This is a genomic window from Peribacillus sp. NPDC096447 (assembly GCF_044762725.1).
Lineage (GTDB): Bacteria > Bacillota > Bacilli > Bacillales > DSM-1321 > Peribacillus.
In genome coordinates this window covers 1026095-1042736 of sequence record NZ_JBIWEV010000001.1, presented here as the reverse complement: position 1 = coordinate 1042736, position 16642 = coordinate 1026095, and the positions used below count along the sequence as shown (strand labels likewise).

Genomic DNA, 16642 nt, shown 5'->3' with positions numbered 1-16642 from the left:
AGCATGCATTCGCATGATTTTTCCTTAGTGTAAATAAAGCTATTAAAATGGGGCTGGTTACTTGTACCGGAATAAAAATACCGCTCTGATCATGATTTTGTGTTTCCTGTTATTCCTATTTCTTGTCGTGCTCATTTTTCGCCACATCACGGTATACTTCGTGTATAGCTCGGGTATCGGCCCGTTATTGCTTATCGGGGTAATGGTTTTTGCTATCGTTATGCTTTTTTTCAAAGGATATAAATAGGTTTGTACAATTTGAACGTTGCTTTCCTCTCCAGGCACTCGCTTTCCGCGGGCGGTCCGGGAGCCTCCTCGGCGCCTTTGCGCCTGCGGGGTCTCCCCTGGACACGCTTTCCCCGCAGGAGTCCCGTACCTTACGTTCCAATCAACTTAGTTTTAAAATTTAGAAAGAACTCCTTTTGTCTAAAAACTAGAGGCTGCTGCGCAGCCTTTTTTATGTGGAAAAAGCTCTCTGTATCGAGATACATAAAAAAATATAAAAATCAATAAAAAATTAACACTCCGCCATTAGTAATATATGGTAATATTTGAAATGGGATTATTTTCTTGTAAATTATAATCAGGGGTGATATGTACGTGGAGTTTTTTACTAAGTGGTCGTTTAAGAACAAGGCTGCCGTTTCATTGGTAACCATATTTATTTTGTTGATAGGAGTTGTCAGTTATTTTAAACTGCCGATGGAATTTTTACCATCCGCCGATAATCCTCAAGTTACGATTATCACAATGGGGCAGGGCACTGATTCGAAGACAATGGAAGCACAAGTTACAGATCCAATTGAAAGAGCAGTTACGGGAGTTAAAGGAAAGAGTTCAATATACTCCACCACTGGAGATGGATTTTCAAAAGTAGATCTATTCTTTGAAGCAGGATCGGATATGAAACAAGCGAAACTTGATGTTCAAGAGGCTTTAGGCAGTGTAGCATTGCCGCAAAGCATGGCAAAGCCTACTGTTACACAGTTAAATACATCTATGATTCCCATTTCATTTGTAGCTGTTACTTTTAAGGATGGATTAACAGCTGAAAATATAGACTTTACCAAGAAAGAATTAGAGCCTCTGTATAAAGATATTAAAGGGGTTTCGGATGTACAGACATTTGGAATTTCGCAATCCGTTCTTTCAGTCAAAGTGGATAATGAAGAATTGGCGAAAAAGAAAGTCTCCATTCAAGATGTCATGAGCGTCCTTAACGGTCAGAATGCAGCTCTGGCCGTTGGCGAAAAAGTGATTGATGGGAAGGCAAGTAACATCAAGGTTATCGGGGATTTAACAAGTATTGAAAAATTAAAAGCGTTAAAGGTAACTCCAAATGTCGCACTTGGAGAGATAGCAAAAGTTGAAGAAGCGAAGGATGGCAACCTCATCAGTCGTTTTAACGGTAAGGAAAGCATTGACTTAAGCATTATCAAGGACAGTCAATCAAATGCTGTCACAATCAGTAAAGAGGTTGAAAAAGTAGCAAAAGAAATTAATGAAAAGTATAGTGACCAGAAATCGACCATTTATTTATCCACAGCTGATATGGTGGAGACTTCCGTTCAGACGATGGTAAAAGAAGTTCTGCTAGGTGCGCTATTCGCTACGATTGTAATCATGGTCTTCTTACGGAATGTACGATCCACATTCATTACAATCGTTTCCATACCGTTATCTCTTGGCTTTACGTTATTTTTGCTGTCATTGTCGGGTGTGACGCTGAATATTTTGACGCTGGGCGGTGTCGCTGTAGCGATCGGGCGCTTGGTGGACGATAGTATAGTCGTTATTGAAAATATTTTCCGGAAAATGCAGCAGGAGAAGATTTCAGTCGAATTGGTGATGGATGCAACTAAAGAGGTGGGAGTGGCGATAACAGCTTCAACCCTTACTACTGTAGCCGTTTTCTTGCCGGTTGCTTTATTGAATGGAGGGCTTCAGGAGTTTCTTCTTCCTTTCGCTTTGACGGTCACTTATTCTTTGCTGGCTTCATTAATTGTGGCATTGACGGTTGTTCCGTTAATGAGCGCAGGATTGCTGAAAAGGACGGAGCTGCCAAAACATCGACCGGCCAAGCGTTTTACGAAGCTGGTTACCTGGTCACTAAACCATAAATGGGTTGTCTTGATTGTTGCTTTGCTGTTGTTTGTCGGTTCCATTGGTACATATTTTGCCATGCCAAAAGGGGCGATTGATAATTCTTCAGCAGACTATGTCTCCGTGACATTAACTTATCCAAATGATCAGCCCTATGAGAAAGTAAAGGAAAAAGCGATTGAACTTGAGGAATCGATGCAGGATATGAGTGAAGTGGATAATATTTTCATGCAATTAGGAAACTCAGCCGAGACAGCCCAATATGGGGCAGTTACATCACCTACAGAAGCAACTTTCGGCATCCTGGTGAAGGATAAAGCAAATGTAGATACAATCCTGGAAAAAATGGAAAAGGAACAAGAAAATTACCCTGATGCGAAGCTTACGGCCACCGCTTCCTCGTTTATGATGGGGGCATCAAAGACGAACATTACGATAGATGTGATCGGCAGTAATGTTGAAGATTTGGAATTGACGGCCAATAAGGTCAAAGAAAGTATTCAGGATATTAAAGGGATTGAAGATGTTACAACAAACCAAGACGAAAAGAAAACCATTTATTCATTCAAGGTAGATCCGGCTAAAGGCAATACAGAACAAATCGGTCAACAATTAGGTATTATGCTTAATAAAACGGCTATCGGCCATATAACTTTGCAGGATAAGCAGACACCTGTCGTCCTTGAACCCATCTTGGATCCTAAAAAACCAGAGGATTTAAAAAGTATTCCGATTATGACAGACGGCGGTCTAGCTCCGGTGTCTAAGGTTGCATCTTTAAATAGCGAAGAGAGTGCAACAACGCAGTTTCATAAAGATGGAGAAACATATCTTCAATTAACGGCAACGGTTGATCCGACTAAGCTTTCCGATATTGCAAGCAAAATAAATCTTGAGATATTTGGAGATAAAGAGAATAAAGGCCTTGATATTCCGAATGATGTAGACATTTTAGTCGGGGGAGCGAGTGCTCAGCAGACAGATGATTTTTCCGATTTGTTCCTTACGATGTTAATATCGATCGGCATCGTCTTTTTAATCATGGTTATAACATTTAAATCGATCAAAGCACCGATCGCCATTCTATTTTCCTTGCCATTCGCTGCTATTGGAGCGGTATTAGGATTGGTTATCAGTCGAATTCCAGTGGATATTACAGCACTGCTGGGTGCTCTCATGTTGATTGGAATTGTGGTGACAAACGCGATTGTTCTTCTGGATCGAGTCAAACAAAACGAAGAAAAAATGATCATCCGTGATGCGATCGTCGAAGCGACTGCCACAAGATTCCGGCCGATCATAATGACGGCTGTAGCAACGATTTGTGCCATGCTGCCGCTTTTATATAAAAAAGCGGAAACAGGAAGCTTGGTTTCACAAAGTTTAGCGATCGTTGTCATTGGCGGGCTAGCTGTGTCTACACTGCTCACACTTATCGTCATTCCATGTATATATGAATTGCTTTACTACAAAAAATCGAAAAAACAGAGAAAGAAAAAGAGAGAACCCGTTAACGAACAAATCGAGATGTAAGGAAGCTTTAATAAAAAAGTTTGTAGAGGAAGCAACGCTTTCTCTACAAACTTTTTTTCTATAGTTTTTTAAATAATGATTGACTTTCCTTTAACCTGTAACTAAAATGATTACAGCAGACTCATGCAATTGCAGGAAGCAATTGACTTTGTAGTTACTGAATGCAATGTACTTATATTGGTATTTTTTTTGTTTCGTATTGTAACTAGTTTGGTTACAACTTGAGCTAATGATGAAAAGTGAGGGAATATATTATGACAGTGAAAATTAAAGCGTATTCTGATTTTATTTGCCCATTTTGTTTTTTAGGTAAAGGTCCTTTGGACGAAATCGTAAAGGAAAAGGATGTAGAAGTGGAATGGATGCCATTTGAATTGCGTCCGAGTCCATATTCCAAAATTGATCCATGGAAGGAACCCGATAAGTTGAATTCATGGGATTCTTACATTCTTCCTGCTGCGAAAAAGCTAGGGGTTGATATGCGTTTACCCCGTGTCTCCCCGCATCCATATACACATTTGGCGTTCGAAGGGTGCCATTTTGCAAAGGAGCACGGAAAAGGGAACGAGTTCCACAACAGAGTATTTACAGCGTTTTTTCAAGAGGAACAAAATATTGAAGATATTGAGGTATTGACAAAATTAGCGGGTGAAGTTGAGCTTCCCGTAGATGCTTTTAGAGAAGCGTTAGAGTCACGAAAGTATCGGGAAGTACACCAAGAAGCACTCAAACATGCTTATGAAGAAGCAGATATCAGGGCTGTCCCAACGTTTATTATTGGTGATGAAGTCATTCAAGGACTAGCCAGCAAAGAAAGGTTAGCGCAAGTCATCGAGAAGGAAGAAGCAAAAAATAAACGGAATGAATTTGATGGCTTGCAATGTGATGGCAAGGGGAATTGCTAAATGTCTTTTGAGTTATTAAATAAAATTAAATGAAAATATCATTTGGAGGAATCAACATGTCAGCAACTACAACAAATGTAACAGAAGCAATCATCAACCGTCGTTCCATCCGTAAAGTGAAAAAGAACGATAATATTACGAAAGAAAGAATTAATGAAGTGTTAAAAACGGCTTTACATGCACCAACTTCATTTAATATGCAAAGCGGACGATTGGTGGTAGTGATGGATGACCAGCATGAAAAGTTCTGGGATATTGTAAAAGAAACACTTCGTTCCCGTGTTCCGGAAGGAACTTTGCATCTACAGTAGAACGAATACAAGGATTTCGTGATGGAGTGGGCACCGTTCTATTCTTTGAAAATCAAGAAACGATAGAACAAATGCAAGAAAAAGCCCCCTCATATAAAGAACAGTTTCCAAATTGGTCCCATCAAGGAAGCGCTATGCTGCAGTATGCAATATGGATGACTTTATCAGCGGAAGGCATAGGGGCATCTTTACAACATTATAATCCGATCATTGATGAAGAAGTGATGAAGACTTGGAATCTTCCGGGGAAATGGTCGTTGATAGCTCAAATGCCATTTGGTGAGCCGAATGAACAACCAGGAGAAAAAACGTTTCTGCCTTTCGAAGATATTGTGAAATTTTATTAATTATAAGTTAAAGGTTTAGGATAATAGATTAATCAAAAGCCCGTTTACTCTATGAGTAAAAAGGGCTCTTTTTTTAGTTTGAACGTCCCAGCAGCATTACAGAAATAGGGAAAATGAAGCTAAAATATCCGTTCCAGATATTCATCAGCATATAATAGCGGAGGTAAATAATTGACAATGAGAATCATTTTCATTTATAGTGAGATGTGTAATGAAATCAATTCTCAATTAGGAAGGTGATATAGATGAAGGTATTCATTGGTTATGTCAGTTTATCCGGTAATACCGAGAAAATGGCTATAAACATAAAGAATAGAATGAAGGCTGTCGGCTGTGAAGTATATATGGAAAGATTGGATACTGTTGAAGTTGATGCTTTAAAGGATTTTGATTTGGCCTTTATTGGTTTATATACATGGAATCTAGAAGAGTTACCGTATGAAGCAAACGAGTTTTATGAAGAAATTGATCAAGTGGACTTTGCTGGAGTGAAAGTTGCATTCTTTGGTGCCGGCGACCTGACCCATTCGAAACCCTGCGCCGCGATAGATATCCTTTCCGATAAAATGAAGCAATTTGGATTTGATGTATATGATCGAGTATTGAAAATACACCATGAAAGCAGTACATACGAACAATTAAGGAAATGCGAAGACTTTGCAGAGCATGCCCTTATATGGGGAAGCAATAGGAAGAAGTGGAGATTCTACATGTGGGATCGGATGCTAAGCAGCCCCAAATACCAAAAGTCTGTATTTTTGTTAAGGAGGGTCCTTGATGATTACCCAATTAAGTACAAAGGGAGAAGCAAAAAAAGAGGAACTTATACAAGAACTTCTGAAATTCGGGATTTTTAAAAAATATAATAAACAACTTTACGAGCTTCCGATAGTAGTTTTACAGAAGGAATTCAATCACTTGAGAGGTGAATTAAAAAATGTCTAGGAGAAAGAAATCTTATACTGAACTGCTAAAAGAAAACCGCGAACTTCTGTTGCATGACAAAATAGAAGTGGAACGCATCTATACAAAAATCGATCAAAAAGCCATCAATGAAAAAAAGGAAAGTAAGCAAGTACAATCATGACTAGTTAAAAATCAAAACCGAAATCCATTTTTTGATTTCGGTTCAGTTTGTCGACTGATTTCTGAAAACAACTGAAACCTTTTTTGAGGGTTTATAAAATTTGAACGTTGATTTCCACTCCAGGCACTCGCTTTCCGCGGGCGGTCCGGGAGCCTCCCTTGCGCTCTTTGCGCCTGTGGGGTCTCCCTTTCTGCACGCTTTTCCCGCAGGAGTCTCTTACCTTCCGTTCCAATCAATTGGAATGTTTATTTAAGAAAAAACTGTAGGCTGGTCTCATCCCGAACCTTGATAAGACTAGTCTATCCTTTATGGTTTTTTCCTGTTTATAAAACCCTCACTAAATTGAAGAAATTTGCGACACTCCTGCCGAAAAACTGGCTAGCCGAGACCCCACAGACGCTTGCTTTGATGAGGCTTGGCAGACAGTCGGCGGAAAGGGAGCGGATTTCTGAAACCAACTGGAACGTTTTTAAAATTGCAGGGAAACTGGCTTTTTTTCGGGTTTGCCTGAAGTCTGAACCGAAATCCATTTTTTATTTCGTTTTTTTCTTTTGGGTCTGTTATTGAATGCTGTTGGTTTCCATATTCAACAAACAATGCAGTTAGTTGAAGAAGAAGGTATTTTCCGGTTGGTTGCCGAATAAAAATCCTTTAGGTAAAACTAAGGGGGAGTGCAAATTGAAAAATGTAATAGATGGAATCAATCATTGGATAGGTTTTATACCAGGAGAGTTCAACCGGATGACAGAAAAAGAATTAAATCATCGACCAATGCCACACAAATGGTCCAAAAAAGAGATTTTAGGACATCTATGCGATTCTGCATTGAACAATATGAATAGGTTTATCAAGATTCAGTACGAAGAACAACCATATGTTATACAACCATATAATCAAGACCAATGGGTATTGGTTCAGAATTATCAAGAGCGACCATTGGATGAGATCGTTAATCTTTTTTGTTCTTTAAATAAGCAAATCATACATATAATAACGAATACACCAAATGATAGATTATCTAATCTTTGTGATATAGGAAATAATCAACTAAAATCATTGGAGTGGCTAATAAAAGATTATCTAGAACATATGGAACATCATATTAACAATCAAATCCTAATTAAAAAATAGTGATCGATATAAGTCACTATTTTTTAATTTAATTTTTCACTTTTCGTAACAGCTTGTCATGAAGTTTGGACAAGGTGAACAATACAAGGATAGAGCCGATTAATGTTAACGCCATATCCCATTGTGCGTCCCAAATATCACCTTGTGTTCCTAAAAAGTCCTTTGAAGCTTGTCTGCCTTTTGAAATGATGGCAGCTATCCATTCGATTATTTCATATAGTGCTCCAATGGCAAGTGCAAAACTTAATGTTACACCAAATAACCACGGTCCTTTTGTTAGAGGAGTTTTACGTATTACTATTTCTCTAATCACAATTGCAAGTAAACCTTTTAGAAAATGACCAAACCGATCATAATGGTTCCGGTTTAGATCGTAATGATCTTTTAACCAATTAAATAGAGGAACTTTTGTGTACGTATAATGGGCACCGATGAACATGGTAATTGAAAGAACGGCAATAAAGAAATAGGATAATGTAGTAAGGCGGAATTTATTATATGTAGCGATTACATAAATCAGAAACACAACGGCAGGAAGTACTTCCATTGTCCATATCAAGTATCCTTCAGGCTTAATAACTGACCAAATAAAAACAGCAGTTACTAGCAATAGTAATATTAAATGAATCAGTGTACTTTTATCTCTTCCCAATTTTTTCACTCCATAAATTCAGGATATATACCAGTTTGAAATTTGCAATCGAAAAATCAAACAGTTTGTGAATGGATAAAATTCTTAATGCTTTCATTTAAATCATTAGCCGCTTTTGTAGGAATCTGATGCTTTACATGATCAATGAATTTTAATTCCGTACATGGCAATTTTTCATGCAATAAATTGGCATAGCGATACAATGGTTTATCTTTTTTACCATAGATCAGTAAAGTTGGAAGATTGATTTTCTCAAGCTGATGGGTACAGTTATAATGCAAACTATAATGATAATACTGCTCGATATTTCGGGCATCCCCTTTTAGGGCTTCATTAAACATTTTGTTGAACAACTTTATGGTATTTGAATTGCTCCATGAGATGGAAAGCGCAAGAATTGGAACTGCGTCTTTCTTGGCAAGTGATATTCCTAAAGAAATCTTTTGCTTTAAAGATTTATCCCTCACTTCAGACATTCCACCTATTACAATGCCACCTAGAGCCCTATCGGCACAACTCAGCAAATATTCCAATACGATAGAGCCGCCGGTCGAGTATCCGCATATGATTGCTTTTTTAATTTTCAAATGATCCAACAGATGTTTGATATCTTCTATGATCAGGGGATAAGTTACTGGCAGTCTTGAATACTGACTTTTACCGTGTCCTCTAATATCAAAGGTTATAACTTTGAATTCTTCGGATAATTCCTCCATTTGGTATTGGAAGTTCACACTAGTCAGTACAGGGGGATGAATAAAAACAATAGGAACCCCTTTTCCCTTAACAGAATAATACAAGCTATTACCGTCCACATCTAACATTGGCATGAATATTCACCTCTTTCGCCGAGTACTTGCATAATATCCCTCCTAAAAGAATTTTCCCTATGCAACATGTTTTTATTACTAATTGTTTTGGTAAAATACAATCTGAATTTTTGGGGTTTTTTTGAACAAGATATAAGAGTTCAGGAAATGAACAAAAATATATAAAATAAGGTGATGTAAATGAGAGCAAACATGGATAAAATTTTACCAGTAGTCGCTTCGGTCGGAGTGGGTATCGCCACTTATCAAATGTTGAGTGGAAATGGCGGGAAAATGAAAAATATGGTGCCGCTTGCCACTAATTTAATGGGAATGGGAACAGGGATGCAAGGGCAGAATCAACAGCAGTCAGATTATCAATAAAACAAAATAATCCCCTTATGGGGATTATTTTGTTTTTATTCAAGAAACGTGGTCTCCATCATATAAGCTTAATGCACTCCATGGATCCTATTTACCATTTTTTATAATTAAAGTAATAAAACACCAATAATATAACTCCATACGTTATAATGAATGGGCTCCAAGGGAAGTGTCAGAAACCTGCAGGAGTGATCATATGAATGGAGGTTATATGTGTTGAAGAAAAAATTATTGGTCATGATTCCAACAGTTGCCCTGATGTTGGCCCCTCTAGGAACGGGAACTTCAATTACTCACGCAGCATCAAAGGGCAGTGAAATCCAGAAAATCGAAACGAAGGCGGAAACACGCCCGACCCTCAGGAAAGGCTCACGTTCGAGCTATGTAAGAGACTTACAGCAAAGCCTTAAAGATGTTAAATATAATGTAGGTGTTGATGGGATTTTCGGTACCCAAACACAAAATGTGGTAAGGGAGTTTCAAGTGGATCATAACTTGAGTTCGGATGGTATCGTCGGTCCGCTGACATGGGCTGCTTTAGATGAAAATAAGGTGGAAAGAAAACAGTTCACGGAGAAAGACGCAATCGCGTTAGGGAAGAAGAAGCTGGGTAACAACATCGTATTCAGCGGTGATGGCAGATTGCTGAAAGATGGCAAAGGAAAATCATATTACCATTATAAAGCAGCTAATAAAGATTGGATCGATCAAGGCGGCACAGGAACGATTGGGTGGTACCACATTTATAAAGATGGCCGTGTAATGGAACAATAAAGGGATATATCATGCAAAGAATGTTCTCACTTTAGTGGGATTTTTTTATGTGAAGCATGGAAATACTAAGATGACTAAATACATCCATTTATGGCTATAAATAACAAGTAAATATAGATATAATAGTAAATGGACAGCAATTTGGTATAGTGGGCAGCGGTCACTCCTTTTCAGAAAGGGGGTGTCGCTGGTGATTTCAATTATGGACGGACTGATGCTAATGATTTCATTCGCTTCTTTAATCGTCGCAATAATCGCGGTTACATTAAAAAAGTAACCCCCTCCATACCATCCGGCCAGATGTATGTAGGAAAAGGGTTACTTTCATGATCGAGTAGCTACTGACTTACCACAGAAAGCCGCTGCTCTTTATGCAGTTTGCTGTTCATTGAGACGCTGGTTAAACCAGTGTCTTTTTTTTATATTTATCAGTTATCATTATTATATCCTCATTTTGCCTATACATTCAACTAAAAAACATGGGTGAGATCTTGCTTAACGGAGTCTTTGGTAAAATCAATTAGATTTTCGTTAAATCCCTGCCGGTATCCAGTTTGAATAATTTCATTCCTTTATAAGAAACAATTGAAGGAATCATACAAAGCAAGGCCATCGGTAAACAATAAAGAAGATAGAAATGCCCTCCGTTGTCCAGCAAGGGAATATAGGCTAAAGCAACAAAAAGTAAAGTGAAAAAAATGATCGCGAAAATCCCGAAAGATTGATGATAGAATGCATGAATTTCCCTTCTTTTTTCATCTTGGTCGGGTAAGGTCTTTATTGATTTGTGCGTTTGAAGGAATAGGTACAAGGAGTACATTAGAAATAAAGCGGAAAATGGTAAAGCGAACGCAAATAATGAAACGTCAAGAATGGAAAGATAAAAGCTGGATAAAAAGAAAACTTCAGATACCCCTAATGCAAAACAATAATTGAAGATACTTATTCTATCAGGTTGTTTAAGCATGAAATCCCTCCTCCTATATCATATTATGCAACTGCTTTCATGTTCACCACTTTGTCACATTTAAAAAGGGAAAATAAATGCTCCCAATTCCACCCAGAATCAAGTAGATGGGTAAATGGCACCGCTCAATAACTAGTCAGCTTCATCAAGCCTGCAGATGTTGAATAGAGTCTTTGCATATTACGAATAGTAATAAAATATCGCTTAAAGGGGGGGAGTGCTCAATGTCTGTAAAAACGGCAATTAAAGGATTTTTGCTTGTTCTTCTATTATATGTCCTTTATGTAGTGGTGACGGCTGTTGTTCTTTTCCCCAAAGCAGAAAAAGAAGAAAACAGGCCGATTAAACAGGTAAGTGAATATATGGGAGAGAGGGAAGCCACCGTGGATCGAGTCCTGCTTCTCGAAGACGGTTATGAGTCGGGACTCGCCCGAATGCGAATGATCCAGGAAGCCCAGCATTCAATCGATATCGCCTACTATTCCTTTGGAAAAGGCATATCAACCGAGCTTTTTCTTGGAGCCTTGATCGAAGCGGCTGACCGAGGTGTCAAAGTCCGAATCCTTCTGGATGGATTTACTCATGGACTTAGAGGTCAATTAAGTAGTGCCCGTTATGCATTGGCCTCGCATGAAAACATTGAATTAAGATATTACGAAACCTTTAAGCCATTTAAGCCGTGGACCTGGCATAATCGCCTTCATGACAAAATCATCACTGTAGATGGAAAGTTAGGCATAATCGGAGGGAGAAATATTGCCGATAAGTATTTAGCAAGCAAGCCGACGAGGAATTTTGTCTATGACAGGGATGTCCTCATTTTCAATGCTAAAGAGGAAAAAGATAGTGTAATCGTTGAAATGAAGGACTATTTGAATGAATTATGGAATCATCCGTACACGAGCGATGTTTTTTCGGACCTTTCGAAAAGGCAAACGGAAAAAGGGAAACGTGAAAGAGGTTCATTAGCGAATCAATACAGCCTAGCTTTGCGCACTGAAACAGATTTCGTGAACCCAGTCGTTGATTGGAGCAAGGCTACAACACCTACTAAAAAAGTGTCCTTCATTCATAATCCAATCGAACGTTTCAATAAATACCCTTTTGTGTGGAGATCTCTATTGGATATTGCTGCGAACGCCAATCAATCGGTATACATCCAAAGTCCCTATATTGTTCCTGCGGATGCCTTGAAGGAATATGTACCGAAGCAAATGGATTCAAAGGCTGATTGGACAATACTTACCAACTCGGCGGCATCAACCCCGAATGTGATCGCTTTTTCCGGTTACTTGGCGCTTAGGGATAGCGTCGTTGAGACGGGGGCAAGGCTTTATGAATATTCAAAGCCTTATTCTTTGCATGGTAAATCGGTTGTCTATGATCGACGATTAAGTGCAGTGGGTTCCTATAATTTGGATTCCCGATCTGCCTTTTTGAATACGGAATCGATGGTGGTCATTGATAGTGAAGCATTTGCAACGCAGTTGATAGGTGCCATCGAATCGAAAATCTCAAAAAGTACACTCGTTGCCGACAATAAAAAATATATAGAACCGCCAGAAGATCAGAAAAGGGAAGAGTCTTTTTTTAAAGCCACCTTTTTAAATGCCCTTTCGAAAATCACGGTATATTGGAATAGGTTCATTTGAATGATGACGAAAAGACAGCAATCATGGTGATTGTTGTCTTTTTAGACTTTCGCGGAGATTTTCTTATGAATACATGTGTAATTTGCTATACTTGAGCAAGCTAATCACAACTATCGTAAGGAGAATAGAAACATGCAAACATTACAGCACCTATCGAAGCATATTGTCTACCTGCCGCCAGTTCAGGAAACGGATCGACCGGTTCTTGCCGCCGTGACGGGACACAGGAAAACGCTCATCATCGATGCCGGTAACTCTGTCCGGCATGCCCAGCTCTTTAAGGACGAATTGCTTCGAAATGATATAAGCGGGAATTTACTAGTTCTTACCCATTCACACTGGGACCATGTATTCGGACTGGAGAATATCGGGATTCCGGTGATTTGTCAGGAAAAAACATACACCAACATTAAAGATATGCAACAGCTTTCATGGGAAGATCAGGCCCTTGATCAACGGGTCGAAGAAGGGACGGAGATTCCCTTTTGCGCCGATGCAATCAAATTGGAACATGAAACGAATAGAGAAATTACCTTTCCCCTGCCCGATATCATCTTTGAAAAAACGATGACGATCGATCTCGGCAATATAACCTGTGTCATTGAACATGTTGGCGGCGATCATGCCAAAGATTCCTGCATCATCTATGTACAAGAGGAAAAAACACTATTTCTGGGAGACTGCCTTTATGCCAATCTTTATGCTGAAAAATGGAATTATACGGCTGAACAGGCTTCGCTGCTCATTAAGAAAATTGAAGCCTATGATGCCGAAACATACATACTTTCCCATCATGATAAGCCTTGCACGAGACAGGAAATGGAGGCGGAGCTTAAGCTAATGAAGGAATGTGCCAGAGCGGTGGTCGAACACCGGGGAAACCGAGCTTTAATGGAGCAGGAACTGGCTAAAGAACTAAAGCGGGATCTAACTGAGGACGAACTTGAAACAATTGGATTTTTCGTGAATGGTTACTTTGAGTGATTGAACACCATAGGGTTGGCTTGGGGTATAAGGCCGGTAATGCTGGGCTCATACCCTTTAATTTGGCCTTTTTCATTCATGGTCCCCACACCAAATCGATAATTATCGTTAATAGTACCGAAACAATAAGAATTGATAGGAAACCTGATATAATTTTCCCTGCTTTTGCTCCTCTATTATCGGGATGCATATGACCAATGATAAAGGAAGGGATGAAAAATATAGCCGAATAGAACATTGTATAATGAATACCTGAATCTCCATTTGACCAGGCGCTTAGTCCGATATTATTTAAAATATTATCTCCAATGCATGATTTATCGCCAAATTGAAAGGTAAACAATATTCCGATTAAACATAGTGCAAAAGAAAGGGAACCTACTCCGATATCCTTTGTTTTCCTAACTACAATAGTTTTCATTTCTTTTCTCCCTGTATAAAAATAACAAAATATTTTTTTTATATTGTAACATTTATAGCCTTATTTCTGGTCCCGTTTATTATTACTAAAATGAAAAAGCTCCCTTTGGGGAGTTTTATATAGCTTGTACATGTATCACGAGGGAGGATTCATTTCTATAGGGCTTCAAATTCTATAAACATAAGGTCTTTTATAGGCTTTTGCTCTTTGTTTGGAGGTAGTCATAGCCCTTAGTTGTCTTTGTGAGATTGGTGGTACGATTACTGTCCCTGAGGGATACATAATGTTGTTTTTATCATTTAAATGACGTGCATTGACTAACAAGGCATGTCCGAGTTCATGAGCTAAGATATCCATATTTTTTTGTTGGAATGTATCATATGTCATGACGATATTACCCAGAGTTCCTTTATTATCCCAGCTGACGTTACCAATAGCCTTTCCATCTTTAAGGTCTTGTGCATTAATGTAAAACACAGCAAGTCCAGTTTGACGGCCACAATTACCTTTTCTTAAGGCTCTAAAAACTTTCTCCCGTTGCCTCACCTGCAAAGGTACGAAGATCCTTGCTATAGTGGCATCAGCTTTCAAACCACACTTCCGTGCTCCTTCTCTAGTTCTTAAATCACAAATATTAGGCCGAAAATAAATTCCCCATATGTCACTGGCGTATTTAAATTGTGTTCTTATATCATCTTCTCTTACTTCAGCAGCGTTACCTAAAATGAAAACACAAACATCAGTCGTATACCGAGTACTCTGACCGTTGTTATTCTTACTGGTTTTCTTATTTTTATTCTTTGACACAGCGTTCATCCTTTTTGTTTATAAAATTGCCACATGATTAATAAATGCAAAAATTCCTCAAGATGTTTGGACAACCCTATACAAAAAGTTGAATGACCATCAACCTGGTCAAATTGTTGGTATCGGTAATGATCTGTATTACATAGTAAGATTTGAAGATGGAAGGAAACGAGGATTAGGAAAAATAGTGAAGTAAACATATGATTCTCTTTTGAAAACAGTATGGTTTCATTTATTGTAACTCAGCAAGTACCTTTATTCCTGCATCTGCAAAAAACTGCACCTCTGATTGTTAGGTGTTGACTAACAATCAGAGGTGCAGTTCAGATTAATTATGAGCTTTTTCCAGAGCTAGCTTTATCCCGAAACCAATCAACACCGTCCCGGTTATACCCTCGAAAATCGCTTGGGTTCTGGGCTTTTTCATGAAAGCACTGATCTGGTTCAGCAGATAGATATAAAATACAAACCACAACGCAGTTAAAACGGTATACGTTATGCCCATGATCAGGAACGGTAAAAACGTATCATTTCCCGGATTTACGAACTGAGGCAGAAACGTTAAAAAGAAGACGGCCACTTTAGGGTTCAGCAGATTTGTAAGGAACCCTTGCTTAAAGCAAGACTGGTTTTCGTACTTACTTTTGACTGATGTTTCCGCCGCTGCGGCCACTTGTTTATTCCTTAATCCCCATAGGGTCTTGAAGCCTAGATATACCAAGTAAACGGCACCGACATATTTGAAGATGGAAAATAGTAAAGCGGATTTCACAATGATTGCCGAAAGTCCGAACACGGCAGCTGATGTATGAATAAGCAGGGCACAGCACGTTCCGAACATCGTTTTAAAACCTCCCGACGTCCCCACGGTAACGGTGTTCCTTGTGGCTATTGCTGTATCTGGACCGGGTAAGATGATGAGAAGGATGCACATGATGATGAACAAATAAAAGTTTTCCATATTCGGACCTCCACTCTTAGTGATGAATTCTGAAAATTATAACATAGATGTACTTGGTTTAGGGAGATAAATTTGTTAGTTAATGATTACCTCAGTAGAAAGGGAGGCAATAAAAAAACAAGCCAAATCACTTTTTGATTTGGCTCGTTTTTTTGAAAAATTTTGTTAGGGTAACTTTTTCAACACAGCACGTACCGGACTTCCATCTGCTTCAACTAAAGGAAGTGGGAGGGCTGCCAGCTCATAATTACCTGGTCCTATATCGTCTAATACAAGTCCTTCCAAAATGTGAATTCCATGATCGGCAAGTTCATGGTGGGCAGACAGTTCTTTACTATCCAGTGGATCTACTGATGGTAAATCAAGTCCAATAAGACGGACGCCGATTTCTGAAAGATATGCAGCTAATTCTGGCTGGATATGAGGAATCGTTTGTGGAAACACACTTCGATCCTGCCATGCATCCGTCCGAATTAACAGACGGGTAGCGCCTTGTAGATTTATACTGGATAATTCATCGACTCCGATGCTTGTCTTGTTTGGTAAATGGATAACTCGGGCATTTCCCATATATAAGTCGAGATCCAAATCAATCACTCTTTTTCCATCGTCATCAAAATGAAAAGGTGCATCAATATGGGTACCGGTATGGATACTCATATTGATTTGACCTACATTGACAGATCCACTTTCTTCTTTACTCCAATTTACTTTATAAGAGAAAGGTGTATCTCCAGGCCAGACTGCAATGTTATCATCCAGACGTTGTGAAATATCAATCCATGTCCCCATGCATTTACCTCCATTTCTTCTG

At 38.8% G+C, this 16642-nt stretch carries 17 protein-coding genes and 1 pseudogene; 11 read left to right on the top strand and 7 right to left on the bottom strand.

All coding sequences use genetic code 11. The features are described 5' to 3' along the window. Positions 1-600 precede the first annotated feature (600 nt). The 7 genes and pseudogenes from ACIQZD_RS05215 to ACIQZD_RS05185 all read left to right on the top strand — a co-directional run bounded on the left by ACIQZD_RS05215 (position 601) and on the right by ACIQZD_RS05185 (position 7417). On the top strand, positions 601-3636 hold the full coding sequence (locus tag ACIQZD_RS05215; RefSeq protein ID WP_402898995.1) for an efflux RND transporter permease subunit: 3036 nt from the start codon (positions 601-603) through the stop codon (positions 3634-3636). A gap of 254 nt (positions 3637-3890) precedes the next feature. After that, a complete protein-coding gene (locus ACIQZD_RS05210; protein ID WP_402898992.1) occupies positions 3891-4541 on the top strand; it encodes a DsbA family oxidoreductase in 651 nt (216 codons plus the stop codon). Between the two features lie 56 nt (positions 4542-4597). After that, positions 4598-5199, top strand: a pseudogene (locus ACIQZD_RS05205) (nitroreductase family protein). Positions 5200-5444: 245 nt separating this feature from the next. After that, positions 5445-6056, top strand: coding sequence for a flavodoxin domain-containing protein (locus ACIQZD_RS05200; RefSeq protein WP_402898990.1), 612 nt, complete (start codon positions 5445-5447; stop codon positions 6054-6056). Then, positions 5977-6144 (top strand): Fur-regulated basic protein FbpA, encoded by a 168-nt coding sequence (locus tag ACIQZD_RS05195; protein ID WP_084786080.1) that lies wholly within the window; start codon positions 5977-5979, stop codon positions 6142-6144. The genes ACIQZD_RS05200 and ACIQZD_RS05195 overlap by 80 nt, the downstream gene beginning before the upstream one ends. Further along, positions 6137-6286, top strand: coding sequence for an FbpB family small basic protein (locus tag ACIQZD_RS05190; protein WP_148357550.1), 150 nt, complete (start codon positions 6137-6139; stop codon positions 6284-6286). Before ACIQZD_RS05195 ends, ACIQZD_RS05190 begins: the two co-directional genes overlap by 8 nt. Positions 6287-6964: 678 nt before the next feature. Then, positions 6965-7417 (top strand): DinB family protein, encoded by a 453-nt coding sequence (locus ACIQZD_RS05185; protein ID WP_402898984.1) that lies wholly within the window; start codon positions 6965-6967, stop codon positions 7415-7417. Between the two features lie 28 nt (positions 7418-7445). Here ACIQZD_RS05185 and ACIQZD_RS05180 read toward each other — a convergent pair whose 3' ends face one another. Further along, positions 7446-8078, bottom strand: coding sequence for a DUF2238 domain-containing protein (locus ACIQZD_RS05180; protein ID WP_402898981.1), 633 nt, complete (start codon positions 8076-8078; stop codon positions 7446-7448). Between the two features lie 47 nt (positions 8079-8125). Beyond that, positions 8126-8899 (bottom strand): alpha/beta fold hydrolase, encoded by a 774-nt coding sequence (locus tag ACIQZD_RS05175; protein WP_402898977.1) that lies wholly within the window; start codon positions 8897-8899, stop codon positions 8126-8128. Positions 8900-9091: 192 nt separating this feature from the next. Here ACIQZD_RS05175 and ACIQZD_RS05170 point away from each other — a divergent pair, with 192 nt between their 5' ends. Both ACIQZD_RS05170 and ACIQZD_RS05165 read left to right on the top strand, forming a co-directional pair. Next, a complete protein-coding gene (locus ACIQZD_RS05170) occupies positions 9092-9262 on the top strand; it encodes a hypothetical protein (protein ID WP_241663425.1) in 171 nt (56 codons plus the stop codon). Positions 9263-9475: 213 nt separating this feature from the next. Next, positions 9476-10036, top strand: a complete 561-nt coding sequence (locus ACIQZD_RS05165; protein ID WP_402898973.1) for a peptidoglycan-binding domain-containing protein — start codon at positions 9476-9478, stop codon at positions 10034-10036. 520 nt (positions 10037-10556) lie between these two features. On the opposite strand, the gene ACIQZD_RS05160 is transcribed toward ACIQZD_RS05165, so the two are convergent. Then, positions 10557-11003: a hypothetical protein gene (locus ACIQZD_RS05160; protein ID WP_402898970.1), complete on the bottom strand. Its 447-nt coding sequence runs from the start codon at positions 11001-11003 to the stop codon at positions 10557-10559. A 224-nt stretch (positions 11004-11227) separates the two neighbouring features. On the opposite strand from ACIQZD_RS05160, the gene ACIQZD_RS05155 reads away from it, so the two are divergent. Continuing rightward, positions 11228-12655, top strand: coding sequence for a phospholipase D-like domain-containing protein (locus tag ACIQZD_RS05155; RefSeq protein ID WP_402898967.1), 1428 nt, complete (start codon positions 11228-11230; stop codon positions 12653-12655). 132 nt (positions 12656-12787) lie between these two features. After that, the gene (locus tag ACIQZD_RS05150; RefSeq protein ID WP_402898964.1) at positions 12788-13639 is read left to right on the top strand and encodes an MBL fold metallo-hydrolase; all 852 of its coding nucleotides are present in this window, start codon (positions 12788-12790) and stop codon (positions 13637-13639) included. Between the two features lie 76 nt (positions 13640-13715). On the opposite strand, the gene ACIQZD_RS05145 is transcribed toward ACIQZD_RS05150, so the two are convergent. The 4 genes from ACIQZD_RS05145 to kynB all read right to left on the bottom strand — a co-directional run bounded on the left by ACIQZD_RS05145 (position 13716) and on the right by kynB (position 16620). Next, positions 13716-14060, bottom strand: a complete 345-nt coding sequence (locus tag ACIQZD_RS05145; RefSeq protein WP_402898961.1) for a hypothetical protein — start codon at positions 14058-14060, stop codon at positions 13716-13718. A 165-nt stretch (positions 14061-14225) separates the two neighbouring features. After that, positions 14226-14867 (bottom strand): hypothetical protein, encoded by a 642-nt coding sequence (locus tag ACIQZD_RS05140; protein ID WP_402898958.1) that lies wholly within the window; start codon positions 14865-14867, stop codon positions 14226-14228. Between the two features lie 328 nt (positions 14868-15195). After that, a complete protein-coding gene (locus ACIQZD_RS05135; RefSeq protein WP_305159617.1) occupies positions 15196-15828 on the bottom strand; it encodes a LysE family translocator in 633 nt (210 codons plus the stop codon). Positions 15829-15993: 165 nt separating this feature from the next. Next, the gene (kynB, locus tag ACIQZD_RS05130; RefSeq protein WP_402898954.1) at positions 15994-16620 is read right to left on the bottom strand and encodes an arylformamidase; all 627 of its coding nucleotides are present in this window, start codon (positions 16618-16620) and stop codon (positions 15994-15996) included. Between the last annotated feature and the right edge of the window lie 22 nt (positions 16621-16642).

Bases quoted from the DNA above. Each gene is read 5' to 3' on its own strand.
- ACIQZD_RS05210 (WP_402898992.1), top strand. From the start codon at position 3,891: ATGACAGTGAAAATTAAAGCGTATTCTGATTTTATTTGCCCATTTTGT.
- ACIQZD_RS05200 (WP_402898990.1), top strand. From the start codon at position 5,445: ATGAAGGTATTCATTGGTTATGTCAGTTTATCCGGTAATACCGAGAAA.
- ACIQZD_RS05195 (WP_084786080.1), top strand. From the start codon at position 5,977: ATGATTACCCAATTAAGTACAAAGGGAGAAGCAAAAAAAGAGGAACTT.
- ACIQZD_RS05190 (WP_148357550.1), top strand. From the start codon at position 6,137: ATGTCTAGGAGAAAGAAATCTTATACTGAACTGCTAAAAGAAAACCGC.
- ACIQZD_RS05175 (WP_402898977.1), bottom strand. From the start codon at position 8,899: ATGCCAATGTTAGATGTGGACGGTAATAGCTTGTATTATTCTGTTAAG.
- ACIQZD_RS05170 (WP_241663425.1), top strand. From the start codon at position 9,092: ATGGATAAAATTTTACCAGTAGTCGCTTCGGTCGGAGTGGGTATCGCC.
- ACIQZD_RS05160 (WP_402898970.1), bottom strand. From the start codon at position 11,003: ATGCTTAAACAACCTGATAGAATAAGTATCTTCAATTATTGTTTTGCA.
- ACIQZD_RS05155 (WP_402898967.1), top strand. From the start codon at position 11,228: ATGTCTGTAAAAACGGCAATTAAAGGATTTTTGCTTGTTCTTCTATTA.
- ACIQZD_RS05150 (WP_402898964.1), top strand. From the start codon at position 12,788: ATGCAAACATTACAGCACCTATCGAAGCATATTGTCTACCTGCCGCCA.
- ACIQZD_RS05145 (WP_402898961.1), bottom strand. From the start codon at position 14,060: ATGAAAACTATTGTAGTTAGGAAAACAAAGGATATCGGAGTAGGTTCC.
- ACIQZD_RS05135 (WP_305159617.1), bottom strand. From the start codon at position 15,828: ATGGAAAACTTTTATTTGTTCATCATCATGTGCATCCTTCTCATCATC.
- kynB (WP_402898954.1), bottom strand. From the start codon at position 16,620: ATGGGGACATGGATTGATATTTCACAACGTCTGGATGATAACATTGCA.